Here is a 26,915-nt window from a genome sequence, read left to right on the forward strand (position 1 = left end):
GCCCCGCCCGCCGGCTCCCGCCCACCCCCTTGCGCGAGCGGGAGGGTAATGGGTATATTCGTAGACGTCCGCACCGCGGGCATGTCACGGTACACGAAGATGAAACGCAGCCCAAACCGTTGACGCATCTGCCCCCCGGCTCGGCTGGGGCATGGGTTTGAAGCTCGTCTCGTCTTCCCAGTCTTGGGAGGAGCGGGAGCACATGGGCGTGAGGAGAAACGCCGCCATATTCGCGGGCCTGCTTGGAGCCCTGTCGCTCGCCGCGCCCGTCGAGGCGGACGCCCTCTCTCTGGGCGATGCTCTCTCGGCGGTCGACTCCGCCTTCGCGACGCCGTCCGCCGCGCTCGCCGCCGGCTTCGCCGGGGGCGTCGCCCTCACCGCCCTCGTCGCGAGCGGCGTCGCACTCGTGGGGCGCCGTCGCGCGCGCGATGCGCAGAGTTCCTCCGACAACACCTCTGACCAGCCGCTCGTTGGCAGCGAGACGGCTAATGCGCCGTCCGGAGCAGTCGCGGGGGAGTCTGTCGCGGAGAAGGGCGGGGACGCTCCCGAGCCGCCTCGTCCCGTGCGCGGGCGCCACTTCCGCACGGACGCGCCCCCCGTCGACGACGCCCCGGCAGAGGCGGCAGACCCCTCCGGGACCGGCTCCCACGCGCCCTCGCATGCCGCGCGCGACTACGCCGACATCGCGGAGAACTACGTTCGCCGCCAGAGCTTCCGCGAGCGCATGGCGCGCCGCGCGGAGGGCGTCTCCGCGACGCTGCTCGAGCGCCTCGGGGCGAACATGATGAGCGGCGTCCCGGTGATCGAGCGCGCCGACGGCTCGGTGGGCGACGTCGGCACCGCCTGGTGGCGCAAGGCCGTGGGGGAGGGGGCGATGACCTCCAACACCGGGTTTGCCGCCGACGAGGCGGACCTCGCCATCCCCTCGGACTTCACCGCGTCCGGAACCGCCCCGCGGCCCCGCGTGGCGCCGCCGGCAGCCGCGCCCGCGCCCGCCCCGCGCCCGACCGAGCCCCACGACGCCGAGGGAATCGCGCTGCGCGTCGCCCGGATCGACGAGGGCGCCTATCCCGAGCACCGCACCGTCGACGACCTCAACGTCGTCGACGAGTGGGACCTCGCGCTCCGCTCGCTCGACGAGAGGATCGCGGCCGAGGAGCTCGCGCAGGGCGACCGCCCGCTGCGCCCGTTCTTCGACCTCGTCGGGGGCGCCGACACGCTCGACGAGCCCGACAACCTCGAGCCCCAGACGTCCTTCATCCCGTTCAAGACCCCCGCGGGCCACCCCGAGGTGGTCGACGCCGAGTCCTACGTCGACTACCTCATCGAGGACGAGTTCTCCAAGAACTCCTCCACGGCGGCCCGCCGCAGCTCGCGCCGGTTCCTGCGCGTGCTCGAGGGCGGCACCCAGCCGGCGTCCCGCCACCTCGCCGACACCGTGGCGGGCGGAACGGGCTACGTGGGCAAGCACTTCTCGGCTCCCAAGGCCGCTGAGGCGTGACGGCCGCGCGCGGGGGAGGGCCGACCCGCCCCAACGGCCCGTCGCGCCGCGCGCTCCCATGGCGGGGGATCGCGCTCGTCTGCTGGGTCCTGTTCATCTGGGGGCACTCCCTCGTGCCGGGCCCGGGGTCCACGGCAGAGAGCGACGCGGTGGCGCGCCTCGTCACCTCGCTCGTTCCCTCGCTCGAGGCCGTTGACGCTCACCTGGTCACGTTCGTGATACGCAAGGGGGCGCACCTGAGCGAGTATGCCGTCCTCGGCGCCCTCGCCTCCTCATGGGCCTCCGCGCGCGGCATCGGGGCGACCCCGCGCTCCCTGCTCGCGCTGTGCGCCGTCCCGCTGGTCGACGAGTGCGTCCAGCTGCTCGTCCCGGGACGAACGGGCCAGCCGCTCGACGTGCTCATCGACGTGACGGGAATCGCGGTCGGCTGCGCGCTTATCGCGCTCGCCCGTCGCGCCCGCGCGGGGCGTCGCGGGTCACGGGGCGCCTGACGGACAATGTTTCGGCAGTGTTAGCGACGTCACGTCTCGGTTAACAAACCCTCCACATCGCTTATGAGCGCCTGCGCGCGGGCGTAGCGTAGTCGCAGCGCTTTGCTCAACAAGAAGCGACGGGAGGAGAAAGTCATGTTCGAGAGCGTTTCCAGGCGTCAGTTCCTGCAGGTATCCGCAGCGGGCACCGCACTGCTCGGCCTTGCCGCGTGCAACGGCGGCTCCGAGGGCGGCTCCGAGGGCGGGGACGGCGCCTCCACCATCAAGGTCGGCATCCTCGGCCCGCACACCGGCGACGTCGCCAACTACGGCATCGCCTGCCGCAACGGCGCCCAGCTCTACTTCGACCAGCTCAACGCCGACGGCGGCATCAACGGCAAGCAGGTCGAGTATCTCGTCGAGGACGAGCAGGGCGACCCCACCCAGGCCGTGACCGCCTACAACCTGCTCGTCGAGCAGGGCGTCGTGGGCATCGTCGGCGACGTCACCACCGGCCCCACCACCGCCGTCGCCCAGCAGTCCGTGAACGACAACATGCCCTGCGTGACCCCGTCCGCCACGGCGGCCGAGATCGTCACCTACGGCGACAACACGTTCCGCGCCTGCGTCACCGACCCGGAGCAGGGCCGCATCATGGCCGCGTTCGCCAACGAGCAGGGCTACAAGAACGTCGGCACCCTCTATCTCAAGGGAGACGACTACAACGAGGGCGTCAACAACGCCTTCGTCGAGGAGGCCCAGGCGCTCGGCATCACCATCACCGCCGAGCAGTCCTACTCCGCGGGCGACGTCGACTTCAACTCCCAGCTCACCACCATCATCGCCACGAACCCCGACGCGATTCTCGCCCCCAACTACTACGAGGACGACGGCCTCATCGTCACCCAGGCCCGCCAGCAGGGCTACACCGGCGTGATCCTGGGCGTCGACGGCTGGTCGGGCGTCGCCGACTACGCCTCCGCCGAGGACCTGCAGAACTGCTACTACTGCTGCGCGTTCTCCTCGGCCAACACCGAGGGCCTCGCGGCGCAGTTCACGGCCGACTACGAGGAGGCCTACGGCGAGACGCCGACCAACTTCTGCGCGCTCGGCTATGACGCCGCCATGGTTCTCGCCGGCGGCATCGCGGCCGCCGAGGAGGCCGGGCTCGAGGCCGGCTCCGACGAGTACCTCCAGGCCGTGATCGACGGCATCGCCTCCGGCTCGGTCGAGGGCGTCACCGGCACGATCGCCTACGAGGGCACCGGCGACCCGGTCAAGTCCTCCCTCGTCCTCACCTTCGCCGAGGACGGCTCCGAGGAGGTCTTCGAGACCATCGACGCGTCCGCGTAACGCGTCCCTCCCGCCTCGTCCGGGGCACCGGGCTCACGCTCGGTGCCCCTTTTCGCAGTCCGAGGGGCGCGCCGCAGCGCGCCCCCGTTCACGAGAGGAGTGATGTTGTGGACGGCGTCGCGCTGATAGTCTCGCAGGTCCTGAACGGCCTGCAGCTCGGCAGCATCTACGCACTCGTCGCCCTGGGCTACACGATGGTGTACGGCATCATCCTGCTGCTCAACTTCGCCCACGGCGACATCATCATGGCAGGTGCCTACATCCTGTGGATCATCCTCGCGCAGCTCGGCCTCAACCCGGTGATCGCCATGCTGCTCGCCGTGCTCGGGTGCACGCTGCTCGGCGTCCTCATCGACAAGGTCGCCTACGCACCGCTGAGAAACGCCCCGCGACTCTCGGTGCTCATCACCGCCATCGGCGTTTCCTACTTCCTCGAGAACGGCGCCCAGCTCGTCTTCGGGGCCGACGCCAAGGTCGTCCCCTCGTTCGCGCCGGTCTCGAGCATCCAGGTGGGGGGACTGTCCCTGTCCTTCGTCGCGCTCGTCACGGTGCTCGTCACCGCCGCTTCCACGATCGTCCTGACGTTCCTCGTCCAGAAGACCAAGCTCGGCAAGGCGATGCGGGCGGTGTCTGAGGACATGGGCGCTGCGCGGCTCATGGGGGTCAACGTCAACAACACGATCACCTTCACCTTTGCCGTCGGCTCCGCCCTCGCCGGCATCGGCGCCGTGCTCTACGTCATGGCCTACCCGCAGGCCACGCCCACGATGGGCATGATGCTCGGCACCAAGGCCTTCGTCGCTGCGGTGCTCGGCGGCATCGGCTCGATCCCCGGGGCCGTGGTCGGTGCCATGCTGGTCGGCTTCGCCGAGGTCTTCGTCTCGGCCATCGGCCTGTCCGTCTGGCGCGACGCGGTCGTGTTCCTGCTGCTCATCGTCGTCCTCATCGTGCGGCCCACCGGCATCTTCGGCCGTACCATGAGCGAGAAGGTCTAGGGGGTGTGAGCATGGAAGAGGAACTCATGGCCAAGAAGCGCCCGATCATCTCCACGGGAGGGCGCGGGGGTGCCGCGGACGGGAAGAGGCGCTCCCTGCCCATGCCCGCGCGCTACGTCATCAACGCGCTGCTCGTGTTCGTCGTCCTCGCGGTGGGGGAACTCATGGTCGACGGCGGCGCCATCACGCGCTACCAGACCTCCGTCCTGCAGCAGGTCGGCGTCTACATCATCATGGCCGTCTCGCTCAACATCGCCACGGGCTACCTGGGGCAGCTCCCCCTCGGTCACGCGGGCTTCATGTCGGTCGGCGCGTACGGCTGCGCGATCTTCATCATGCGCCTGAGCGAGGCGCTCGGCATCGGCGCGCGAGACATCGTCGCCGGAGGCCCCATGGTCGCGCTCCTCGTCTTCGCCGGCGTGGTCTTCGGCGGCATCTGCGCCGCGGTCGCGGGAGTCATCATCGGCATCCCGGCGCTGCGCCTCAAGGGCGACTACCTCGCCATCATCACGCTCGCCTTCGCCGAGATCATCCGCGTGGTCATGCTCAACATCGACGACGTGCTCGGCTTCGAGCTCACGCGCGGCGCCGCCGGCCTCACGGGCATACCCAGCTACTCGAACTTCCTGAACGTGTTTCTCGCCGTGGCGATCGTGTGCTTCCTCGTGCACACGATGATGAAGTCGCGTCACGGCCGCTCCATCCTCGCCATCCGCGACAACGAGATCGCGGCCGAGGCGACGGGCGTCAACACGACCTACTACAAGACGCTCGCCTTTGTCGTCTCCGCGTTCTTCGCCGGCGTCGCCGGCGGCCTCTACGCGGGGTGCGTGGGCGTCCTCCAGCCGGCCAACTTCGGCTTCATGCAGTCGATCGAGATCCTCGTCATGGTGGTCCTCGGCGGCATGGGCTCGATGCTCGGCTCCGTGCTCTCCGCCACGGTGCTCACGATCCTGCCCGAGGCGCTGCGCGCCTTCTCGGACTACCGCATGATCGCGTACGCGGTGGTGCTCATCCTCGTGATGATCTTCAGGCCCCAGGGTCTTCTCGGCAGCTACGACTTCTCGCTCTCCCGCGTGATCGAGCGCGTGATGAACCGGGACTTCCCCTGGAAGAAGGACAAGGGCGCCGACTCGGGCGCAAGCGTCGAGGAGGTGAGCGCCGATGGCCGATAGGAAGAAGCGCCGTCCGGTCCTCGTTCAGGTCGAGACGCCCAACCTCATTCCCGAGCGCGACCTCGGCACCATCCCGGTGCTGCAGGCCGAGCACCTGGGCATCGACTTCGGCGGTCTCACTGCCGTCGACGACTTCAACATCGCCATGGGCAGGACCGAGATCTCGGGCCTGATCGGCCCCAACGGAGCTGGCAAGACCACGATCTTCAACCTGCTCACCAACGTCTACAAGCCCACGCGCGGCACCGTCCTCATCGACGGCTACGACACGGCCGGCAAGTCAGTGGCCGAGGTCAACCGCATGGGCATCGCGCGCACGTTCCAGAACATCCGCCTCTTCTCCAAGATGACGGTCGAGGAGAACGTGCTCGTGGGCTTTGGCAACACCATGCGCACGCACCTGCTGGCTGACATGCTCCGGCTCCCGAGCCACTGGCGCCAGGAGGCGGAGTTCCACGACCGCGCCCTCGAGCTGCTGGACATCTTCGACATGCGCAAGTACGCGGACACGCTGGCGGGCAACCTGCCCTACGGCGCCCAGCGTCGCCTCGAGATCCTGCGAGCCCTGGCGACGGGTCCCAAGGTGCTGCTCCTGGATGAGCCGGCAGCGGGCATGAACCCGGCCGAGACCGAGGAGCTGATGGAGAACATCCAGCGGATTCGTGACGAGTTCCAGATCGCGATCCTGCTCATCGAGCACGACATGTCGCTCGTCATGGGCGTGTGCGAGGTCGTGGGCGTGCTCGACTACGGCAAGATCATCGCCAAGGGCACGCCGGAGCAGATTCAGAACGACCCGCGCGTCATCGAGGCGTATCTGGGCAAGCAGGAGGTGAAGTAGGATGGCTCTTCTCTCCGTGTGTGATCTGCACGTCTCCTATGGTGCCATCAAGGCGGTGCGCGGCATCTCCTTTGACATCGACGAGGGCGAGATCGTGACGCTGATCGGCGCCAACGGCGCGGGCAAGTCCACGACCCTCAACACCGTGGCCGGGCTGATCAAGCCCGAGTCGGGCTCCGTGGAGTTCGATGGGGAGTCCGTGGTGGGCGTCCCCGCGCACAAGGTCGTCGGGCGCGGAATGGCGCTCTGCCCCGAGGGGCGCCGCGTCTTCACGCAGATGACCGTGGCCGAGAACCTCGAGATGGGCGGCTACACCCGAAGCGACGCCGAGAACAGGGAGACCCTCGAGAGGGTCTACGCGCACTTCCCGCGCCTCAAGGAGCGCCGCGGGCAGGTGGCCGGCACGCTCTCGGGCGGCGAGCAGCAGATGCTCGCGATGGGGCGCGCCCTCATGAGCCGCCCGCGCCTGCTCATGCTCGACGAGCCGTCGATGGGCCTCGCGCCGATCCTGGTGCAGGAGATCTTCGAGATCGTGAAGCAGCTCAACGAGTCCGGGACCACCATCCTGCTCGTGGAGCAGAACGCCAACATGGCGCTCTCCGTCGCCGACCGCGCCTACGTGCTCGAGATCGGGCAGGTCAAGAAGTCCGGCACGGGCGCCGAGCTTCTCGTGGACGACGACGTCAGGAAGGCGTACCTGGGCGGGTAGCCGCGTGTTGCAGCGCGCGGCCGAAGCCCTCGTCGTGGGCGGCGGACCACCCTCCCGGGTCCGCCGCCCCTTTTGTGCGCGACGGCGGGCGGCGCGGTGCTGCGGGCGCGTGGCTGCGAGCGGCGTGTGGCTCGGCCCCACGCGTCTTTGGGTGGCAGGCTCGCCCGGCGATTGGGTGGTGCGTCCTCGCTCCAACGTCCGCACCAAGGGGCGATTGGGTAGTCTCGTGACGCGCGTAAGCGAGAAGGACCCGATTTTGCATGAACCCCAGGCGATTGGGTAGCCATCTTGATGTTTCCCAAGCCGGCTCGGGCTCGACGGGCGTCGTTGTCACCCAACCGCTGGCAGTTTCGGGCATTCTGGGGGTCCACGAGCGGTTCGAGCTCGTCTCGCGACGCGACTCCCTGAGGGCGAGCACCCAATCGTCGGGGCTTCTGTTCGAAATGAGGCTTCTCGGCCTACGCGCACATCGGGTTTACCCAACCGCATGGAGATTGTGGACAGCCTGCACGCTCGCGCGCGTGACGACACCCGCCCTTGGGGAGCGCCCCGGTCCGGCGGGGGTGCGGGGCGCGTTCGCACCCCCGCCCCGCACCAAGGTTGTGGAATGTGCGTGAACGCGGTGACGGAGCCGCCCCCACGTTCTTCTCGCTTGGGCCCAGTTGCTTGAAACGACGTCTATGAGCTGGGTAAACGTGGCTTGCACGAAGCGTTCGCCATGCTATCGGCTCGCCCCGTCGGCACGGGTCCCCCCAAGTGCCTACGCTTTCCGTAGAGAGGGAGGGCGCCGACGCGCTGCGCGACCGCGCCCGTGCGGGGCTTCGACGGGGAGGGGACCAGTCTCTTTTAAGTTTGCGAGCGCTCGGGGATTCTGGCGGGGCGTCGGGCACCGCATCGCGGCCGACAACCCGGCGAGCGATGAGGTGCCGACCCTGCTCGTCAGGATTCTGTTTCAGGGAGGGCCGGGCATCGACCTCGGGTCCATGCCCAAACGGTCCCGTCATACGGGGGTCCCCGCGCGCGTCGCCACGGCGGGCGTCGCGACGGTTCGCGCGGGTCATCCCGAGCTCGGCGACGTCGTCGACGTCTGCGTCTCGACCCAGGCGGCTCGCCACGAGGTGCGCTCGGCCCGGGTCCACCTGGTGACGGGGCGCTACCCGACGGGGTCGCTGTATCGCGTGCGCGAGGGGGCCGTGGTCGTCTCCCCGGAGCTGTGCTTCCTCCAGGCCGCCTCCGAGCTCGACGTAGACCTGCTCGTTGCGTACGGGTACGAGCTCTGCGGACTCTATGCCAGGGACGGCGCCGGCACCGCGACGTTCGCGAACTGCCCCGCCCTCACCACGCGGGCGAGGATTTCCTCCTACCTTGATCGCCTTGAGGCGCTGCGGGACGAGGACGGTCGGGGGCTTCCCCCGGGGGTCGCGCGGGCCCGTCGGGCGCTCGCGCGGGTTCGCGACCGGGCGGCGTCGCCCGAGGAGGCGGTGTCGTCGATGGTGCTCACCTACCCGCGGCGGCTCGGGGGCTTTGGGCTTCCCGAGGCGAGGATGAACGAGCGCGTGCGCCTGGGCGCCCCCACCTCGAGACTCTTCGGCATCGACTCGTTTGTGTGCGACATCAGCTGGAACGGTGGGCGCAACGTCGTCGAGTACCAGGGCTCGCAGCACAAGTCCCGCTCGCGCGCGAGCTATGACATGCGCAAGGGAAACGTGCTGGTGGCGGACGGTCGCACGCTCACCCAGCTCGATGCCGGGATGCTCAAGCGCCAAGACCGCATGGAGGAGGTCGCGAAGGCGGCTGGGAGGGGCCTCGGCATCCGTTGGCGCGAGCCGAGCGCGGAGGTCAGGCTCAGGCAGATCCTGCTGAGGGGGAAGCTGCTGAAGGACCTCGGCATGTAGCGCGGGGCCGAGGGCTCGGTCGAGGTGCGGGGCGGCAAGCGACCCAAAGAGCGGCGGGCGGTCCGGAGGGCGGCGGGCAGGAATTGCCGATGATTGGGTATTGCGGGGCCGACGCGCTCTTCTCGCCGTCGATTTTGTCAAGATCGCCCCATGGTTGGGTGCCCATGATTATGCACCGCTCGCCAGTGCGTGCGCGAAAGCACCCAATCGTCGGATATTCTGGGCAAATTGCCGAGAAGGGCGCGTGGTTGGGTGGATGTCCAAGCGAGCGCGCGGGGGAAACATAAAAAGTTATGCCCAATCGCGGGAGGTTTGCGCCGGCGAGCGTCTCGGTCGCCGGCGGGCGCCCTGGTCGGAGACGTCGCGCGGCGCTCCGCGGGGACGCAGGTGACGTCGCGCGATGCACCGCGGCAGAGGGCGAGAAGGACCCGCAGCCGCGAGGCCCCTCTCTCCTCAGGTCTCTAGTGGACCTCGACGGTTGTGCCGAGGGTGTTGGCGGGGAGGGACTGGAGCCAGTAGCCCGGGCGCTCGGAGCGCAGCGCGGAGGCGACGGCGGAGGCCGCCTCGTCGCCGTCGGCGATGGCGATCATGGTCGAGCCGGATCCGGAGATCACGAACGCGCACGCCCCGGCGCCCAGGGCGGCGCTGCGCAGCTCGTCGTAGTCGGGGATGAGCCTTGCGCGGTAGGGCTCGTGCAGGCGGTCGTGGCACGCCGCGCCAAGGAGGTCGGCGTCGCCCAGCTCGAGGGCGCGCACCACGGCCACGCAGCGGCCCATCTGCCACACGGCGGTCTCGCGCGAGACGGTGTCGGGCAGGACGCGCCTCGCCTCGGCGGTGCGAACCTCGTAGGGGGGCGCGACCGCGACGAAGCGCAGGTTGTCCGCCACGTCCATGCGTGTGGAGGTGGTCAGCCCGCCGTCGACGAACGAGCTCACGAGCCCGCCGAGCAGCGCGGGGGCGACGTTGTCGGGGTGGCCCTCGATGGAGACCGCGAGCTCGAGCGCGCGGTCGCGGTCAAATCCGTCGGGGGAGAGCGCCATCGCGGCGCCTATACCCGCGATCACGCACGCGGAGCTCGAGCCAAGCCCGCCGGAGAGCGGGATGGGGGAGAGGATCGTGATGTGCAGCGGCCTCGGGCGCGTCCCGAGCCGGGAGCACGCCTCGAGGTAGGTGGTCCAGACAAGGTTGTCCTCCCCGCGGAAGCGCTGCTCGCAGCCCTCGATCTGCAGGCTCTCGGCCGGCGTCATGAGAAACGTCGCGGTGAGGTCGAGCGCGACGCCCAGGCAGTCGAATCCCACGCCCACGTTGGCGCTCGTCGCGGGCACGCGCACGATGACCATGGGGCGCTCGCGACCGTCGGCCCCGATCACAGGAAGACCCTCGCGCAGGCCGACTCGACGAAGGCGCCCATCCGCTCTCGGTCGCAGACGTCGTCGTGGAGGACCTCGCCGGCGCGAAGCCCGGCGAGCTGGGCGGGGGCGACCGTGCCGGTGAGGCGCTCGAGGGCGTCCATGCACGCGAAGTCGTTCATGCCGTCGGTGACCTCGCCGAGCGCGCGGAGCACGTCGGTGCAGAACTTGTAGGGGCTTGCCGTGGAGAGGCAGACGCGCTCGCTGCCGTCGCGCTCGATGCCGTCGAGCACGTGCTTCGCCACGGCGGTGTGCGGGTCGATGAGGACGTCGAGCTCGCGCCAGGTGTCGCGGATCGCGGCGCGGGTGTCGTCGTCGTCCGCGCGCCCGCACGCGAAGGTCGCGCGGATCTCGTCCAAGACGCGGTCGGGCACGGTGTAGGCCCCGTCCTCGGCGAGGTCTCGCATGAGGGAGGACACGAGCTCGCAGTCCCCGCCGGAGGCGAAGTAGAGCAGGCGCTCAAGGTTGGACGAGACGAGGATGTCCATGGAGGGGGAGATGGTCTTGTGGAAGGGGCGGCGGCGGTCGTAGGTGCCGGTGGTGAGGAAGTCGGCGAGGACGTCGTTTGCGTTGGAGGCCACGACGAGCCGGCGGACGGGGAGGCCCAGGCGCTTGGCGTAGTACCCGGCGAGGACGTCGCCGAAGTTGCCGGTGGGGACGCAGAAGGTGACCTCGTCGCCCGCCCTCACGGCGCCGCGGCGGACGAGCTGCGCGTAGGCGTCGAAGTAGTAGGTGACCTGCGGGGCGAGGCGACCCACGTTGATGGAGTTCGCGCTCGAGAGGGCGACGCCCGCCGCGTCGAGCCGCTCGGCCAGCGCGCGATCGGCGAAGATGCGCTTGACCTCGCCCTGGCAGTCGTCGAAGGTCCCGCGGACGGCGCACACCGCCACGTTGCCTCCGAGCTGCGTCACCATCTGGAGACGCTGGATGTCGGAGACCTTGCCGTGCGGGTAGAAGACGGTGACGCCGGTGCCCTCCACGCCCGCGAAGCCGTCGAGCGCGGCCTTGCCGGTGTCGCCTGAGGTGGCGGTGACGATCATGATCTTGCGGCCGCCGCCGTCGCGAGCCACGCTCATGAGGCGCGGGAGCATCTGCAGGGCCACGTCCTTGAAGGCGCAGGTGGGCCCGTGGTAGAGCTCGAGCAGCCAGTCGGTGCCGAGCGGCGTCACCGGGCACACGGCGTCGCTGTCCCACTGCGTGCCGTAGGCGCCCTCGACGCACGAGGCGACCTCGTCGGGCGCGTAGTCGGGGAGGAGCGTTCCCAGCACGAGCCGCGCCGTGGCGTGGAAGCCCTGGGCGCACACCGTCTCGAGCGGGACGCGCGCGTCGGCGAGCGCGTCGCTCACGTACAGCCCGCCGTCCGGCGCGATGCCGGCGAGGATAGCTTGCTTGCTTGTTACGGAATCTTCGGCAGAGCGCGTGCTGTGATAGAACGTGGTCACGGTTGCTCCTTGCGTCTGGTGCTCGGGCCGAGGCCCCTCCGGATGCATGTATCATAAGCCGCGGGCCGCGGCGCGCGGCCGCCCGACACAGACTCGAAAGATTGGACGAACATGAAGATAGCCCTTCTCGGCTACGGCACGGTCGGTCGCGGCGTGGACGAGATCATCTCGTCGCGCGTGCCCGGCGTCGAGGTCGCGCGCATCCTCGAGCTCCCCGACCGCCTCACGGACGACCGCATGACCGCGAGCTTCGACGACATCCTCGCCGACGGCTCCGTCGAGCTCGTGGTCGAGTGCATGGGCGGCATCGAGCCGGCGCACACCTACCTCATGTCCGCCCTCGAGGCCGGCAAGCACGTGGTCACCTCCAACAAGGCCGTCGTGGCGGCCCACCTCCCCGAGTTCGCCGCGGCGGCGCAGGCGTCGGGCGTCGGCCTGTACCTGGAGGCCTCCGTGGGCGGCGGCATTCCCTGGATCGCGAGCATCGAGAAGGCGCGCCGCGTCGACGACGTCACCTCGTTCATGGGCATCATGAACGGCACCACCAACTACATCGTCGACGCCATGCGCCGCGACGGGGCGGACTTCGCGGACGTGCTCGCGCGCGCCCAGGAGCTCGGCTACGCCGAGCGCGACCCCTCTGCCGACATCGACGGCGTCGACGTCCTCAACAAGACCATCATCACGGCCTCGGTCGCCTTTGACGTGGCGTGCGAGAAGAACCTCCCGGCGTCGGGCATCCGCAACCTGCGCCTCTCCGACCTCGAGCTCTTCGCGGGCGACGGCCGCACGGTGAAGCTCCTCGGCCGCGGCGTGCGCGAGGGGGGCTCCTACGCCGCCGCCGTCGAGCCCGTCGCCGTGCGCGAGGACTCGCTCGAGGCGTGCGTCCCCGGGAACTTCAACCTCGTGACGCTCGATGCCACCACGGTCGGCGAGCTCAAGTTCTACGGCCAGGGGGCCGGCAGCCTCCCCACTGGAAACGCCATCGTCCAGGACGTGCTCGACTGCGCCACGGGCGCGCGCCGGCCCGTCTACGACTTCTCGAGCCCGCTCGCCTACGACTCGTCGCTGCTGCGCGCCGACTACGTCCTGCGCACCGAGGCGGCGGTCGGCGGCGAGCCGTACGCGCCGGGCGCCGTGCTCGTCCGCGACCTCACGGCCGAGGCGGCCCGCGCCCTGCTCGACGAGGCGCTCGCCGCCGACCCCACGACCTTCATGGCCGCGCTGGGCTGACGCCTGACGCTGGCGTCTGACGCTTGCGTCAACCCCGCGTCGAGTCGTCCGACGCCGGGTGCCCGCCCGTCCCACCGCCCCGCGCACCAACCAACAGGGAGGCAGTTCTCACATGATCAAGATCGCAAAGTTCGGCGGCTCCTCGGTGGCCTCTGCCGAGCAGTTCCGCAAGGTCAAGGCCATCGTCGAGTCCGACCCCGACCGCCGCTTCGTGGTGGTGTCGGCGGCCGGCAAGCGCTTCTCGGCGGACAACAAGATCACCGACCTGCTGCTGCTGGTGAACGCGCACGTCCAGTACCACGTCGACTGCACGTCTCTTCTCGCCGACATCGAGCAGCGCTTCGTCGACATCGCCACCGAGCTCGGCCTCAAGTGGCCCGTGCACGAGAAGTTCGAGCTCTTCGCCAAGAACATCAAAAAGCACTCGCCCGAGTACGTCGTGGCGCGCGGCGAGTGGTTCACCGCCCACCTCATGGCCGAGTACCTGGGCATGCCCTTCGTCGACGCCGCTGACGTCATCGTCTTCCACCACAACGGCGAGGTCGACATGGAGCGCACGGCCGCCCGCCTCAAGGACGTGATGGTGCGCCAGGGCTCCTTCGTGCTCCCGGGCTTCTACGGGGCCACGGTCGACGGGCAGATCAAGCTCTTCCAGCGCGGCGGCGGCGACATCACGGGCGCCATCCTCGCGCGCTGCATCGACGCCGGGCTCTACGAGAACTGGACCGACGTCTCGGGGTTCCTCTCGGCCGACCCGCGCATCGTCGAGCACCCGCGCTCCATCCGTCGCATCACCTTCGACGAGATGCGCGAGCTCTCCTACATGGGCGCCACGGTCCTGCAGGAGGAGGCCATCTTCCCCGTCCGCGAGGTCAACATCCCCATCCAGATCAAGAACACCAACCGCCCCGGCGACGAGGGCACGATCATCCGCGAGAAGGCGCGCCTCGGCGAGGACGAGCACCTCATCACCGGCATCGCCGGCAAGCGCGACTTCATCTCCGTGCACGTCAAGAAGGCGCACATGTCCGGCGAGGTCGGCTTCGTCCGCAAGGCGCTCTCGGTCTTCGAGCGCTACGGCGTCTCGGTCGAGCACATCCCCACGGGCGTCGACTCGTTCTCGGTGGTGGTCAACGGCGCCGACGTGCGCGACTCGATCTACTCCATCGTGACCGACATCCGCCGCGAGCTCGAGCCCGACGACATCACGATGGTCGACAAGCTCGCGCTCATCTCGGTGGTCGGGCGCAACATGTCCAAGCGCTCCGGCACCTCCGGCAAGATCTTCGGGGCGCTCGGAGACGCCGGCGTCAACATCCGCATGATCACCCAGAGCTCGCAGGAGATCTCGATCATCATGGGCGTCAACAACGAGGACTTCGAGCGCGCCATCCAGGTGATCTACGATCGATTCGTCCGCGACGAGATGGTTACCGCCGGATAACGCGAAGGGGGCGTGCGGGGGGGCGTGCAAGGGGGACAGTCACTTTTGCACGCGGACACCGTGCAAAAGTGACTGTCCCCCTTGCACGCCCCCCCGCACGCCCCTCGGCAGAAAGGAAACGTCATGAGTGAGAAGACCGTCGCCATCCTCGGCGCCACCGGCGTGGTGGGCCAGCAGATGCTCCAGTGCCTCGAGGAGCGCGCCTTCCCCGTGGGGCGCCTCGTGCCGCTCGCGAGCCAGCGCTCCGTCGACGCGGGTCGCACCGTGCGCTTCGCCGGCGAGGACGTGCCCGTGCGCCTGGCCGAGCCGGACGCCTTCGAGGGCGTCGACATCGTCCTCGGCGCCGCCGACGACGCCACGGCCCGCGAGCTTCTGCCCGAGGCGGCGCGCCGGGGCGCGGTGTGCGTGGACAACTCCCACGCCTTCCGCCTCGAGGAGGACGTGCCGCTCGTGGTGCCCGAGATCAACGCGTCGGACATCGCCGACCACCCGCGCGGCATCATCGCCAACCCGAACTGCGCGACGATCATCGGCCTCGTGCCGGTGTGGCCGCTGCACCAGGCGGCGGGCGTGACGCGTCTCATCGTCTCCACCTACCAGGCCGCCTCCGGCGCGGGCAAGCCCGGCCTCGACGAGCTCGTGCGCGAGATTCGCTGCGTGGCGGCGGGCGAGGAGGTCGGCCCGAGCGCGCCCTTCCAGTACCAGCTCGCCGAGAACCTCATCCCGCAGATCGGCGGATTCAGGGAGGAGGGCTACACCTCCGAGGAGCTCAAGATGCAGAACGAGGGGCGCAAGATCATGCACCTGCCCGGCCTGCGCGTGAGCTGCACCTGCGTGCGCGTCCCGGTGGTGCGCTCGCACTCCGAGTCCATCACGGCGGAGTTCGAGCGGCCGCTCTCCGTGGACGAGGCGCGCGAGCTGCTCGAGGCCGCGCCGGGCGTGCGGGTCGTCGACGACCCCGCGGCGTCGCGCTACCCGATGCCGCTCGAGACGTCCGACCAGGACCTCGTCTGGGTCGGTCGCCTGCGCCGCGACCTCTCCGCGCCCGACGGCGTGAGCTCGCTCACCTTCTGGTGCTGCGGCGACCAGATCCGCAAGGGCGCGGCGACCAACGCCGTGCAGATTGCGGAGCACCTGCTGTAGGCGCTTCCTCAGACCTGGCGAGAAGTGCGGCGGGGTCGGCGCGTGGCCGGCCTCGCCGCCGTCGTGTCAGGGACCTGGCGTGGCGGCACGGGGTCCGCGGCTGAGGCGCCCTCACGCGCCGCGGCCGCGACGACCCCAGGGCAGCAACGACCCCAAGGCCCTTCTCGCCCGGCGCATGGACCGCCTGCGCTAGAACCCCGCGACGACCTCCGGGGTGAGGCGCTCCGCCACCGCCACGGCGACCTCGGCGGCGACCTTGACGTCCTCGAGGGCGCAGATGGCCGTCCCCGCGTGGACGTGGCGGCACGGGACGCCGGCCACCACGCACGGGACGTCGAGCTGGTGGACGGGCCCGCCGTCGGTGCCGCCGCCCTCGCGCACCGAGGTCTGCGCCGGCAGGCCGCACTCGCGCGCGACCCCCAGAACGAAGCGCTGGTAGCGCGGGTTGGTTATCATGCAGCGGTCGAAGTACCTGAACATCGGGCCGCGGCGCAGGGCTGCCTGGACCTCGTCGGCGGGCGCAAAGGTGTCGTCGGCCGGGCACCCCTCGAACATGAACGCGACGGCGGGCGAGAAGTGCCGCGCGGCCGCGGCCACCCCGCGCTCTCCGACCTCCTCCTGCGCCGAGACCGACGCCACGACGTCAAACGGCAGGTCGTCACGGCCGGAGAGCTCGCGCAGGGCGAGCAGCATCGCGCACACGCCCGCTCGGCAGTCGAAGGCCTTGCCGTGCGCGATGCCCGTGCGGTCGTCGAACGAGAACGAGGTCGCGGGCACGAAGGGCTCGCCCATCCCCATGCCGAAACGTCCGATCGCATCCTCGCGTGACGTCGCGCCCACGTCGAGCACGAGCGTGCCGCGCCCGGCGGCGCGCTCCGCCTCGCTCCAGAAGTGCGGCGGCTTCACGCCGACGACGCCGCGAACCCACGAGCCGTCCGTCGCCCGGACCCAGACGTCCTGCCCGTCCAGGGCGCCCGGCGAGAAGCGCCCGAGCTCGACAAAGCTCATCGCGCCGCTGGCGTGGATCGCGCGCACCATGCCGCCCACCTCGTCGCCGTGGGCGTCCAGCATGAGCACGGGCTTCTCGCCGGTGAAGCTGCGCGGCGTGACGAGGCCGTCGCGCAGCGTGTTCTCATCCACGCGCGCCCACCCCTCGCAGAACCGGCGGACGACGTCGAGCACCTCGTCCTCGAAGCCCGACGGCCCCTTCGCGTCGGACAGCGCGCCGAGAAGGGCGACGACCTCGGTGTCGTTGATGTGCATGGGTCCTCCTTGCTGTGGGTGCCTGCGTCAAGTATATCTGCGGACGTGCCCCGCGGCGCCCGTTCCCGTGCATGGGATATAAAGTAGGTGCGCACGATGCGAGGAGGCCACCATGATGTACCCGTTCATGACGCTTAACGACGGCAGCGAGATTGTCCATTCGGAGACGAGGCCCGATGGTCGCGTCAAGGTATACATCGAGAAGCCCGATGAGAAGGACTGCTTTCACCATGTGACCTGTTATCTTCCCGATTACACCTGGGAGGACTCCTTCGGCTTTACCGACGAGGAGCTCGCGCGCTACAAGGAGATTGTCTCGTCGACCTCGAACCTCATTCTCGAGTTTGCCGCGGACGGGGGGTTCGAGAATGCCTCAGGTTTTTAGGGTCGGATCGTATTGGGTCTACTTCTGGACAAACGAAAGCGATCCTCTCGAGCCAGTTCACGTGCGCGTCTCGGAAGGCGCTCCTAGCGCGGCGGCTACGAAGATTTGGATTACGCGTGCAGGGAAAGAGTTACCTCTGCAATAACAATTCCAAGATTCCAGCTAAGACTCTTCGCAACATCATGAGAATCGTTGAGGCACGAAGCGCGGAGATTGTTGAGCAGTGGAAAACGTACTTTGGGGAAGCTCACTTCTACTGCTAGGGACCTTGCACCGTTCGCTTTTGCCGAGAAGAGCGGGGAGGCCATCATGGTGGGTGGATTCGCGGACTGGGCCGCATAGGGCAGCCTTGCAGACGAGCAGCTTGTCGCTGACGCGCGCGAGCTGCTTGACCTTTACGGGCGTCGTATGGCACGCTGCCGCAGTACAACCGGAGCATCGTGCGTGAGGCGCTCGGTTGTCTGCGGAACTGGCAATCGCGCCCCATCGGCCCTGCTGGGTGCTCAGGAGACGCGAGACGTGCGTCGCCGCCCCTCCACCGAGTTCCGCCCGCCTCTGACGGAAGGCGCTCCGCCCTCTGTCGCGCGCGGCCCTAAAATACTCAGAAGGTAACCCTTATGGGGAGGTGCCCATGGCAAACGAGCTGAAGGAGCGCTACGACGCGCTCGTCGCGACGTGGGTGGCGCTGCCGGAGGGGCGGCGCGAGGCGCTCCTGGGCGACTTCGTGGCCGACTACGTCTACAACTCCGAGAAGATCGAGAACGGCGACCTCGAGTTCTCAACCGTGCGCGACATCGTGGAGCGCGACGCGCTCACCAACTACACCGGGGACGCCGAGGTCCTCGTGGAGACCCGCAACCTCAAGCTGTCCTGGGACCTCGCGCGCGAGAGGCTCGCCGAGGACCCGTGCCTGTCCGAGGAGCTCATCTGCCAGGCGCAGGGGCTCGTGACCATGGGGACCTACAGCGAGCGGCTCCTGAGGGCCGGCGAGCTCCCGGGCACCTTCAAGATCGACAACTACGTGGGCGGCCCGGCGCGCGTGGGCATCCCCGCGGTCGAGGTCCCCCACGCGGTCGGCACGCTCGCCGACGAGGTGAACACCGAGCTCGAGGAGGGGAGGCGCTCGCTCACGATCGCCGCCTACCTGCACGCGAGGCTCTTCGCCATCCACCCCTTCGCGGACGGCAACGGCCGCACGGCGCGCCTGCTCATGAACGGCGTCCTGCTCGCCATGGGCATGCCCCCCATCGTGATCCGCGCGCAGGACCACGCCGCCTACCACGCGGGCCTCGACATCTTCCACCTCGAGGGCGACCTCAGCCCCTTCAGGCGATTCCTCAGGAGCGAGACCCTGCTGACCTGGGACGGCCTGCTCGACTAGCCATGCGAGGCAACCCCTACGACTTCGACCGCGACGGCTGCTGGGAGGGCCACGAGCGGGCGTTCACGCACTATGGCATCGGGGGCGAGCTGCGCCGCGCGGACTCCGGGCGCGCCCGGGGCCCCGGCGGCTGCGGCTCGTGCCTGGGCGGGTGCGCGGCGTCGATGCTCGTGCTCGCGGCGCTGCTGCTCGTATTCATGGGCCTCGCGACGTGCGCCGCGGCGTGAGGCGCCCCGGCGCGGCATTGGCGCGATGGGGAAATCAGATTATCCCGAAAAAAGTCCTTGCATCGCATCACGCGGTTGTGCATAATAATCGAGCTGCCTGAAGAGGTTCGCGAAATGGTGGGTGTAGCTCAGTTGGTAGAGCGACGGACTGTGGCTCCGTAGGTCGAGGGTTCGAGACCCTTCGCCCACCCCATTTAATCGAATACGGATCGTTAGCTCAGCTGGTAGAGCAGGGGACTCTTAATCCCAAGGTCCAGGGTTCGAACCCCTGACGATCCACCATCTTTGGATCGTTAGCTCAGCTGGTAGAGCAGGGGACTCTTAATCCCAAGGTCCAGGGTTCGAACCCCTGACGATCCACCATGATAGCTTCGGCCGGGTGCCCTCGGGTGCCCGGCCGTTTTCATGTCTCGGGTGCCGGTGCGCGGGGAGGGCTTTGCCCCCGGTCCCCGCGGTCGCGTTCCGGGTGTGTCCGGCGCCCGTGGTATCCTGCGAGAAAGGCAGATGGGGGACCTATCGGGAGGTGGTCGCATGGCACACGGTGCGCGCTCCGGGCGGCGTCGGGCGCGCCGCATGAGGAGCAGGCCCGCCGCCCTTCTCGCCGCGGTCTTCGTCGCCCTGCTCTTCGTGGGGCTCAGCGCCGCGGTCCCGAGCATGAGGCAGTCCCTGGGCATCGGGCCCGCGGCACCGTTCGCGGACCGGGGTGGCTGGACCGAGTGGGACCCCCAGGCGTGCCCGGACTACTACCGCGTTGTCGGCGAGGCCGAGGTCGACCTCGAGCTCGAGCCGGGGGAGGTGCGCTACGAGGGGCTCGACGAGCTCGGGCGCACCGGTCGCGTCGCGGCGCTCGTCACGCCGGAGATGGCGGAGGCGGGCAGCGAGCGCGAGCGCGAGGACATCTCCGACGTCCACCCCTCGGGCTGGGGGCACAACGAGGAGGTCGCCATCCAGATGCCCGACGGCAGCACCTACCACGGCTACCTCTTCAACCGCAGCCACCTGCTCGCCAAGTCCCTGGGCGGCGACGACGCGGACTACAACCTCGTGACGGGCACGCGCACGCAAAACGTCGGCGACAACCGCGGCCAGGACGGCGGCATGGCCTACACGGAGGGACTTGCCCGCGACTGGCTCCGCTCCCACCCCGACGGGACCCTCTACTACTCCGCCGCGCCCGTCTACGAGGGCTCGGAGCTCGTCCCGAGGAGCGTCATCGTCGACGTGCGCTCCTCGGACGGCGAGCTCGACCTCGAGGTGGAGGTCTTCAACGCCGCGCTCGGGTACGACATCGACTACGCAACGGGCTCGTTTTCCGCTGCGGGAGAGTGAGGGACCATGGGAGAGAAGAACGAGGGGCTCGATGCGGTGCGCCGCGCGCTCGAGGTCGACCCCGCGATGGTCGAGCGCGTGGTGAGCGCCGAGGCCGAGTGGGAGGGCGCGATCTTCACGGTCGAGCACCTGAGGGTGGGGCTCTCGGACGGGAGCCTCGCGTGGCGCGAGGTCGTGCGGCACCACGGGGGAGCGGGCGTCGTCGCCGCGGTGGGCGGGCGCGTCTGCCTCGTGCGCCAGTACCGCGTGGCGCTCGGGCGCATGACCCTCGAGATCCCGGCGGGCAAGGTCGACCCGGGGGAGGCGCGCGACGTCTGCGCCGCCCGCGAGCTCACCGAGGAGACCGGGCTCGTCGCCGAGCGCCTCGAGCTGCTCACGGAGTCCTACGGGGCCCCGGGGTTCACCGACGAGCACACCTCGGTCTACTTCGCCCACGGGCTGCGGCAGGGCAGCGCCCGCCTCGACGAGGGCGAGTTCCTCAACGTGGTGTGGGTGGGGGTCGACGACGCCGTCGCCGCCATCCGCGAGGGGCTCATTCAGGATGCCAAGACGGTGGAGGGCATTCTCGCGGCAAAGGCGTTCGGGATGCTCTAAAATGACTGACGCACGTGTCTGCCGCGCCCTTAGCTCAGCTGGATAGAGCAGGAGACTTCTAATCTCAAGGTCGGGGGTTCGAATCCCTCAGGGCGCACCAGGATCGCTCGCGGGCCGGGCGTCGACCGCCGACGTCTGGCCCGCACACCACCTCTGGCCGCGCCGACACGCGCGCTCGCGTATTTTTACACGAGCTTTCAGAGGCATGCGGCATACTGTACAGGTGTTCTCGCCCGTTGGAAGGAGCGCGCGTTGATTTACACAATGACGTTGAACCCCGCCCTCGACTATGTCATGCACCCCCTGACGCTCGACATGGGCTTCACGAACCGCTCCTCCAGCGAGGAGCTGCACTGCGGCGGAAACGGCATCAACATTTCCACGCTGCTCAACGAGCTCGATACCCCCAGCATCGCCATGGGCATCGCCGCCGGCTTCACCGGCGACTACCTCCTGCGCCGCCTGCAGGAGAAGGGCATCGCGAGCAACTTCGTCTTTCTCGACCGCGGCTACACCCGCATCAACGTCAAGCTCAACGGCATCGTCATGACGATGGTCAACGGCATGGGCCCCAAGATCCCCGAGAAGAAGGTCGACGAGCTTCTCGAGCGCATGGACGTCGTCACCGCCGGGGACACGCTTGTCCTCACGGGCTCCATCCCCAACACCCTCCCCGAGGACATGTACTCGCAGATCATGAAGCGCCTGGGCGGGCGCGGCATCCAGTTCGTGGTGGACGCCCCGGGCCAGCTGCTCATGGAGGCCCTCGAGATGCACCCGTTCCTCATCAAGCCCAACAACCACGAGGTCGGGCGCATCTACGGCGTCAACATCGAGGAGCCCGAGGAGTGCATGCCCTACGCCCACAAGCTCCAGGAGGCAGGCGCGCGCAACGTCATCATCTCCTGCGGCGGGCACGGCTCGCTGCTGCTCGACGAGAACGGCGCCGAGCACGTCGTCCCCACCGCCAAGATCAAGCTCGTCAACGCCACCGGCGCGGGCGACTCCATGGTCGGCGGCTTCCTCTCGCAGGTCACGCGTGGCGTCGACTACGAGACGGCGCTCATCTTCGCCTCCGCGTGCGGAACCGCCACGGCGGCGAGCAAGGGCATCGCCAAGCGCTCCACCATCGACCGCGTGGTGACCGCGCTCTACAAGAAGATGGGCCGTGCCATCCCCGGCACCATCGCGCGTGACATCCAGGCCAACAAGGATCGCGAGGCCGCGGCCGAGGAGGCTGCGTCCAAGTAGCGCGTCGGCGACCGTCGCCGACGCTCTTGCCACGTGTTCTTCGCCTCGGTCGCCCGGGGCGTGAGCGTTATGGGATACGGCCGCTGAGCGGCCCAAAGGTAGGGGGTAACATGTACGAGGGAGTCAACGCATCTGACGGCATCGGGATTGGCGTGGCACGCGTTGCCGTTGAGCCCGACCTGAGCTTCACGCCGCACAAGCCCGATGACGCCGGTGACGAGAAACAGCGCTACGCCGCCGCCGTCGCCAAGTTCATCGAGCAGACCAACGCCCAGATTGAGCGCATGACGCAGACCGTGGGCGAGGAGGCCGCCGCCATCATGGGGGCCCACATCGAGTTCGCCGAGGACGAGGGCATCCAGGAGATGGTCAACGGCTCCATCGAGAGCGGCATGTGCGCCGAGCAGGCCGTCTCCGAGGCCTATGACATGTACTACAACATGTTCTCCAACATGGAGGACGAGCTGTTCCGCGAGCGCGCCGCCGACGTCGCCGACGTCAAGACCGGTCTTCTCGCCGACCTTCTGGGCAAGGAGGTCGTCGACCTCTCCACGCTGCCCGAGAACTCCATCGTCGTGGTACACGAGCTCACCCCGTCCATGACGGCGGACATCGACAAGGACAACGTCGCTGGCATCGTGACCGAGACCGGCGGCCGCACCTCCCACTCCGCCATCATCGCCCGCGCCCTCGAGATTCCCGCGGTCCTCTCCGTGGCCGACTGCACCAAGAATATCAAGAGCGGCGACATGGTCATCGTCGACGGCTCGCGCGGCCGCGTGCTCGCCAGCCCCTCCGACGCCGACCTCGAGCACTACCGCACCAAGGCCAAGCAGTACGCCGAGGAGAAGCTCGCGCTCGAGGCCTACCGCGGCAAGGAGACCGTGACCGGCGACGGCGAGAAGGTCCTTCTCGTCGCCAACATCGGCAACCCCGACGACGCCAACGTCGCCGCTGAGCACGACTGCGAGGGCGTCGGCCTGTTCCGCTCCGAGTTCCTGTTCATGGACGCCAAGGAGCTCCCGAGCGAGGACGAGCAGTTCGCCGCGTACCAGAAGGTCGCGCTGCGCATGAAGGGCCAGCCGGTCATCATCCGCACCCTCGACGTGGGCGGCGACAAGGAGATCCCGTACATGCACCTCCAGAAGGAGGAGAACCCCTTCATGGGGTACCGTGCGGTCCGCTACTGCCTCGCCAACCCCGACCAGTACAAGGTCCAGCTCACGGCCCTGCTGCGCGCCTCCGCCTTCGGCGACATCAAGATCATGGTGCCGCTCGTGACCAACATCGACGAGATTCGCCAGGTCAAGGCCCTCGTCGAGGAGTGCAAGTCCGAGCTTGACGCCCGCGGCGTCGCCTACAACAAGGACATCGAGGTCGGCACGATGATCGAGACCCCCGCGGCCTCCCTCATCGCCGACGACCTCGCAGCCGAGTGCGACTTCTTCTCCATCGGCACCAACGACCTCATCGGCTACACCATGTGCGCCGACCGCGGCAACGACAAGGTCGCCTATCTCTACGACGTCTACCAGCCCGCCGTCCTGCGCTCGCTCAAGCGCATCATCGAGGAGGGCAACAAGGCCGGCATCATGGTCGGCATGTGCGGCGAGGCCGCGGCCGATCCGCTGCTCATCCCGGTGCTCATCTCCTTCGGCCTGAACGAGTTCTCCGTGAGCGCCCCGTCGATCCTGCGCACGCGCCGCATCATCTCCGAGTGGACCAAGGCCGACGCGGACGCCCTCACCGAGAAGGTCATGGCGCTCAAGACCGCGACCGAGGTCAAGGCGATGCTCCAGGCCGCTGCCCGCTAGCGTTGCCCCTCGCTGAGCGATTCCTTGCGGCGCCCCGGGCCCATCTCAGGGTCCGGGGCGCCGTCTTGTGCGTCGCGAGGGGATGGCCCGAGTCTTTCGCACGGAAGCGGCGCCCGGACCGTGCGCACGGCTCGGACCAGCGCTCAGGGCGAGAAGATCGTGGACCTACCGGGGGAAGATGACGCGCAGGGCCTGTGGGACGACCTCCACAGAGAAGTGCGTGCCCTCGAGGCGCTCGCCGTCGACCTGGCAGGGCGGCTCCTCGGAGAACTCGATCTCGGCGTGACGCATCCTGCGAAGCCTGACGACCCCCGACCCCGCGTGACGCCCCCAGCGGGCCAGCCCGAAGAGCGCCATGAGATGGGGGAGCGCAGGCCTCCGAACGTTGTAGCAGACGTCGAGCATCCCGTCGCGGGGGTCGGCGTCGGGACACACCCTGAAGCCCCCGCCGTAGCTCGGTCCCACCTGGATGGCAAAGATGAGGGTTGAGAGCTCCTGCGCCCGCTCGCCGTCGAAGCTCGCGACGCACGGGTATCCGCCGCGCGCCCTCGAGAGAATCTTGATGCCCGACGTGACGAACAGCGCCTCGCCCTCCTGCGAGGTGTCGGCGGCGCGCCGCTCCGTCGTGTCGAGCGCGATGGCGGCGTCGAGTCCGAAGGAGAGCGTCTGCATGAAGTGCACGCCGTTGACGCGGCCGACCTCGACCTCGTGCGCGGTGCCGCGCACGAGGCGGGCGAAGGCCGCCTCGACGTCGTTTCTCGGCATGCCGAGCGTCCTCGCGTAGTCGTTTCCCGAGCCGAGGGGGATCACGCCGAGCTGCGGGCGCGCGGTGGTGGGGAGCGTCATGAGGCCGTTCACCACCTCGTGGATCACCCCGTCGCCGCCGAGGGCGAGCACCGTGTCGAAGCCCGCCGCGTCGGCCGCGACGCCGACGGCGTCGCCCGGGCCCCGGGTGAGCCGAACCTCGTAGCCCCGCGTCGCCGAGGCGTAGCTTCCGAGGAAGCGCCGGGCAAAGTCCGCGCCGGCGGCGCCCCGCCCGCTGTGGGCGGCGGGGTTGGCGATGAGCAGCGTGCGTCCAAGCGGGGAGTGGGGCATCGGTCTCACCCTTCTCGCGGTCCTGTGCTCGCTCGATTGTACGCCAGCGCCCGGGCTCCGCGACCGGCCCGCTCGCCGGAGGCCTCCGACCATCGTCCGCCCGTCGGTCGTGAAAATGGGTGCGTTCCGTTTTTCCCGTTGCCGGAGCGGGCCCGCTCGCCTATACTTACATCTCGCGACCGGGGCGTGGCGCAGCTTGGTAGCGCATCTGCTTTGGGAGCAGAGGGTCGCTGGTTCGAATCCAGTCGCCCCGACCATATGTGCGGGTGTGGTTCAATGGTAGAACCTCAGCCTTCCAAGCTGATGACGCGGGTTCGATTCCCGTCACCCGCTCCAGAGAAGTCAGCCGGCCTTCGGGCCGGCTTTTTTCTGCCCGATTTCGATGTGTTGTCCCCCTGTTTTCCGTGTGTACGGGAGATTTCGCGCGAGGTTCGATGCCGTTACACATGACGCACCGAATGTGCACCATGACGTTTCCGACGTATTCTCTTCCAGGCGCCGAAAACCGGCCCGAGGTCGTCCAGAGATTGGAGCAACCATGACGTATTCCGAGAGGGTCATCGCCGAGCTTGAGGCTCGCTACCCCGAGCAGACCGAGTTCATCCAGGCCGCCAAGGAGGTCCTCGAGACCCTGCAGCCCGCGCTTGACGCGCACCCCGAGTACGAGGAGGCCTCCCTTCTCGAGCGGATCGTCGAGCCCGAGCGCGTGGTCATGTTCCGCGTGCCGTGGGTTGACGATGCGGGCAAGGTCCAGGTCAACCGCGGCTACCGCGTCGAGTTCAACTCCGCCATCGGCCCCTACAAGGGCGGCCTGCGCTTCAACCCCACGGTCACCCCCGGCATGCTCAAGTTCCTCGGCTTCGAGCAGATCTTCAAGAACAGCCTCACCACCCTTCCCATGGGCGGCGGCAAGGGCGGCTCGGACTTCGACCCCAAGGGCAAGTCCAACCGCGAGGTCATGGCCTTCTGCCAGTCGTTCATGACCGAGCTCTGCCGCCACATCGGCCCCAACACCGACGTCCCCGCGGGCGACCTGGGCGTGGGCGGCCGTGAGGTCGCCTACATGTTCGGCCAGTACAAGCGCATCAGGAACGAGTGGACCGGCGTCCTCACCGGCAAGGGCCTCACCTTCGGCGGCTCGCTCGCCCGCACCGAGGCCACCGGCTACGGCCTGGTCTACTTCGTCGACGAGTACCTCAAGAGTGCCGGCGACTCCTTCGAGGGCAAGAAGGTCGTCGTCCACGGCTCCGGCAACGTTGCCATCTACGCCATCCAGAAGGTCGCGCAGCTCGGCGGCAAGACGATCGCCTGCTCCGACACCAAGGGCTGGGTTGAGGACCCCGACGGCATCGACTACCAGGTGCTCGAGCACATCTACAACAAGAAGCGCTCCGGTCACGACCAGGGCGTGAGCCTCGCGATGTACGTCGACGAGCGCCCCGGCGCCGTCTGGCACGAGGGGGACGGCAAGGGCGTCTGGCAGCTCCCCTGCGACATCGCGCTGCCGTGCGCCCGCGAGAACACGCTTGACCTCGACGACGCCAAGGCGCTTGTGGCGAACGGATGCAAGGTCGTGGGCGAGGGCGCGAACATGCCCACCACGCCTGACGCCACCATCTACCTGCAGGAGAACGGCGTCGCCTTCATGCCCGGCAAGGCGGCCAACGCCGGCGGCGTGCTCGTCTCGGGTCTCGAGATGAGCCAGAACGCCGAGCACCTCTCCTGGACCTTCGAGGAGGTCGACGGCAAGCTCGAGAGCCTCATGCGCGGCATGTTCCACAACGTGGACGACACGGCTCGCGAGTACGGTCACGAGGGCAACTTCGTCATGGGCGCCAACATCGCCGGCTTCCTCAAGGTCGCCGACGCCATGATGGCCCAGGGCGTCTGCTAGCGCCTGCGAGAAGAACATGGGCTCGATGGCCCCCGGCCCCCTCAGGGAGCCGGGGGCTTCTGGGTGAACTGG

At 68.8% G+C, this 26,915-nt stretch carries 23 protein-coding genes and 6 tRNA genes; 25 read left to right on the forward strand and 4 right to left on the reverse strand.

What is annotated here, in order from left to right:
• Window positions 1-202: 202 nt before the first annotated feature.
• From BQ7106_RS01620 to BQ7106_RS01655, 8 genes are all read left to right on the forward strand, one after another.
• Window positions 203-1,501, forward strand: a complete 1,299-nt coding sequence (locus BQ7106_RS01620) for a hypothetical protein (RefSeq protein WP_072370233.1) — start codon at window positions 203-205, stop codon at window positions 1,499-1,501.
• Window positions 1,498-1,992, forward strand: coding sequence for a VanZ family protein (locus BQ7106_RS01625; RefSeq protein ID WP_072370235.1), 495 nt, complete (start codon window positions 1,498-1,500; stop codon window positions 1,990-1,992). The genes BQ7106_RS01620 and BQ7106_RS01625 overlap by 4 nt, the downstream gene beginning before the upstream one ends.
• A gap of 135 nt (window positions 1,993-2,127) precedes the next feature.
• A complete protein-coding gene (locus tag BQ7106_RS01630) occupies window positions 2,128-3,324 on the forward strand; it encodes an ABC transporter substrate-binding protein (protein ID WP_072370238.1) in 1,197 nt (398 codons plus the stop codon).
• 122 nt (window positions 3,325-3,446) lie between these two features.
• Complete coding sequence (locus BQ7106_RS01635; protein ID WP_072370599.1) at window positions 3,447-4,319, forward strand: ABC transporter permease subunit; 873 nt, start codon at window positions 3,447-3,449, stop codon at window positions 4,317-4,319.
• An 11-nt stretch (window positions 4,320-4,330) separates the two neighbouring features.
• Complete coding sequence (locus BQ7106_RS01640) at window positions 4,331-5,494, forward strand: branched-chain amino acid ABC transporter permease (protein WP_083526845.1); 1,164 nt, start codon at window positions 4,331-4,333, stop codon at window positions 5,492-5,494.
• Window positions 5,484-6,335 carry an ABC transporter ATP-binding protein gene (locus tag BQ7106_RS01645; protein ID WP_072370244.1) on the forward strand — a complete coding sequence of 284 codons (852 nt, stop codon included), beginning with the start codon at window positions 5,484-5,486 and terminating at the stop codon, window positions 6,333-6,335. The genes BQ7106_RS01640 and BQ7106_RS01645 overlap by 11 nt, the downstream gene beginning before the upstream one ends.
• Before the next feature lies 1 nt (window position 6,336).
• A complete protein-coding gene (locus tag BQ7106_RS01650) occupies window positions 6,337-7,044 on the forward strand; it encodes an ABC transporter ATP-binding protein (protein ID WP_072370247.1) in 708 nt (235 codons plus the stop codon).
• Window positions 7,045-7,967: 923 nt separating this feature from the next.
• Window positions 7,968-8,939, forward strand: coding sequence for a hypothetical protein (locus BQ7106_RS01655; RefSeq protein ID WP_072370250.1), 972 nt, complete (start codon window positions 7,968-7,970; stop codon window positions 8,937-8,939).
• 461 nt (window positions 8,940-9,400) lie between these two features.
• On the opposite strand, the gene thrB is transcribed toward BQ7106_RS01655, so the two are convergent.
• Window positions 9,401-10,309, reverse strand: coding sequence for a homoserine kinase (gene thrB / locus BQ7106_RS01660; protein WP_240307398.1), 909 nt, complete (start codon window positions 10,307-10,309; stop codon window positions 9,401-9,403).
• On the reverse strand, window positions 10,306-11,790 hold the full coding sequence (thrC, locus tag BQ7106_RS01665; protein ID WP_129583756.1) for a threonine synthase: 1,485 nt from the start codon (window positions 11,788-11,790) through the stop codon (window positions 10,306-10,308). Before thrC ends, thrB begins: the two co-directional genes overlap by 4 nt.
• Before the next feature lie 111 nt (window positions 11,791-11,901).
• Here thrC and BQ7106_RS01670 point away from each other — a divergent pair, with 111 nt between their 5' ends.
• The 3 genes from BQ7106_RS01670 (at window position 11,902) to BQ7106_RS01680 (ending at window position 15,610) form a co-directional block, all read left to right on the forward strand.
• Entirely contained in the window at window positions 11,902-13,023 is a 1,122-nt protein-coding gene (locus tag BQ7106_RS01670; RefSeq protein ID WP_072370257.1) for a homoserine dehydrogenase, read from the forward strand.
• A 112-nt stretch (window positions 13,024-13,135) separates the two neighbouring features.
• Window positions 13,136-14,467 (forward strand): aspartate kinase, encoded by a 1,332-nt coding sequence (locus tag BQ7106_RS01675; RefSeq protein WP_072370260.1) that lies wholly within the window; start codon window positions 13,136-13,138, stop codon window positions 14,465-14,467.
• Between the two features lie 123 nt (window positions 14,468-14,590).
• Window positions 14,591-15,610: an aspartate-semialdehyde dehydrogenase gene (locus BQ7106_RS01680; protein ID WP_072370263.1), complete on the forward strand. Its 1,020-nt coding sequence runs from the start codon at window positions 14,591-14,593 to the stop codon at window positions 15,608-15,610.
• Between the two features lie 189 nt (window positions 15,611-15,799).
• Here the strand turns inward: BQ7106_RS01680 and BQ7106_RS01685 are convergent, their stop codons facing one another.
• Window positions 15,800-16,873, reverse strand: coding sequence for a M42 family metallopeptidase (locus BQ7106_RS01685; protein ID WP_072370265.1), 1,074 nt, complete (start codon window positions 16,871-16,873; stop codon window positions 15,800-15,802).
• A 112-nt stretch (window positions 16,874-16,985) separates the two neighbouring features.
• On the opposite strand from BQ7106_RS01685, the gene BQ7106_RS01690 reads away from it, so the two are divergent.
• The 11 genes from BQ7106_RS01690 to ptsP all read left to right on the forward strand — a co-directional run bounded on the left by BQ7106_RS01690 (window position 16,986) and on the right by ptsP (window position 23,854).
• Window positions 16,986-17,258: a hypothetical protein gene (locus BQ7106_RS01690; protein ID WP_072370268.1), complete on the forward strand. Its 273-nt coding sequence runs from the start codon at window positions 16,986-16,988 to the stop codon at window positions 17,256-17,258.
• A 631-nt stretch (window positions 17,259-17,889) separates the two neighbouring features.
• Window positions 17,890-18,639 carry a Fic family protein gene (locus BQ7106_RS01700; protein WP_072370271.1) on the forward strand — a complete coding sequence of 250 codons (750 nt, stop codon included), beginning with the start codon at window positions 17,890-17,892 and terminating at the stop codon, window positions 18,637-18,639.
• Between the two features lie 2 nt (window positions 18,640-18,641).
• Window positions 18,642-18,866 (forward strand): hypothetical protein, encoded by a 225-nt coding sequence (locus tag BQ7106_RS01705; RefSeq protein ID WP_072370274.1) that lies wholly within the window; start codon window positions 18,642-18,644, stop codon window positions 18,864-18,866.
• 117 nt (window positions 18,867-18,983) lie between these two features.
• Window positions 18,984-19,059 (forward strand) — tRNA-His (locus BQ7106_RS01710).
• Between the two features lie 13 nt (window positions 19,060-19,072).
• Window positions 19,073-19,148, forward strand: a tRNA-Lys gene (locus tag BQ7106_RS01715).
• Window positions 19,149-19,153: 5 nt separating this feature from the next.
• Window positions 19,154-19,229, forward strand: a tRNA-Lys gene (locus BQ7106_RS01720).
• Window positions 19,230-19,397: 168 nt separating this feature from the next.
• The gene (locus BQ7106_RS01725) at window positions 19,398-20,195 is read left to right on the forward strand and encodes a DNA/RNA non-specific endonuclease (protein WP_072370279.1); all 798 of its coding nucleotides are present in this window, start codon (window positions 19,398-19,400) and stop codon (window positions 20,193-20,195) included.
• A gap of 6 nt (window positions 20,196-20,201) precedes the next feature.
• Entirely contained in the window at window positions 20,202-20,789 is a 588-nt protein-coding gene (locus tag BQ7106_RS01730; protein ID WP_072370282.1) for an NUDIX hydrolase, read from the forward strand.
• A 23-nt stretch (window positions 20,790-20,812) separates the two neighbouring features.
• Window positions 20,813-20,889 (forward strand) — tRNA-Arg (locus tag BQ7106_RS01735).
• A 152-nt stretch (window positions 20,890-21,041) separates the two neighbouring features.
• Window positions 21,042-22,040, forward strand: a complete 999-nt coding sequence (locus BQ7106_RS01740; RefSeq protein WP_072370286.1) for a 1-phosphofructokinase family hexose kinase — start codon at window positions 21,042-21,044, stop codon at window positions 22,038-22,040.
• 110 nt (window positions 22,041-22,150) lie between these two features.
• Complete coding sequence (gene ptsP / locus BQ7106_RS01745; protein ID WP_072370289.1) at window positions 22,151-23,854, forward strand: phosphoenolpyruvate--protein phosphotransferase; 1,704 nt, start codon at window positions 22,151-22,153, stop codon at window positions 23,852-23,854.
• A 165-nt stretch (window positions 23,855-24,019) separates the two neighbouring features.
• On the opposite strand, the gene BQ7106_RS01750 is transcribed toward ptsP, so the two are convergent.
• Window positions 24,020-24,949: a diacylglycerol/lipid kinase family protein gene (locus tag BQ7106_RS01750; RefSeq protein ID WP_072370292.1), complete on the reverse strand. Its 930-nt coding sequence runs from the start codon at window positions 24,947-24,949 to the stop codon at window positions 24,020-24,022.
• A 180-nt stretch (window positions 24,950-25,129) separates the two neighbouring features.
• Between BQ7106_RS01750 and BQ7106_RS01755 the strand changes: the two genes are divergently transcribed.
• The 3 genes from BQ7106_RS01755 (at window position 25,130) to gdhA (ending at window position 26,843) form a co-directional block, all read left to right on the forward strand.
• Window positions 25,130-25,206, forward strand: a tRNA-Pro gene (locus BQ7106_RS01755).
• Window positions 25,207-25,211: 5 nt separating this feature from the next.
• Window positions 25,212-25,285 (forward strand) — tRNA-Gly (locus tag BQ7106_RS01760).
• A gap of 202 nt (window positions 25,286-25,487) precedes the next feature.
• Window positions 25,488-26,843: an NADP-specific glutamate dehydrogenase gene (gdhA, locus tag BQ7106_RS01765; protein WP_072370294.1), complete on the forward strand. Its 1,356-nt coding sequence runs from the start codon at window positions 25,488-25,490 to the stop codon at window positions 26,841-26,843.
• The last annotated feature ends 72 nt before the right edge of the window (window positions 26,844-26,915 follow it).

Source organism: Thermophilibacter mediterraneus (assembly GCF_900119385.1).
GTDB lineage: Bacteria > Actinomycetota > Coriobacteriia > Coriobacteriales > Atopobiaceae > Thermophilibacter > Thermophilibacter mediterraneus.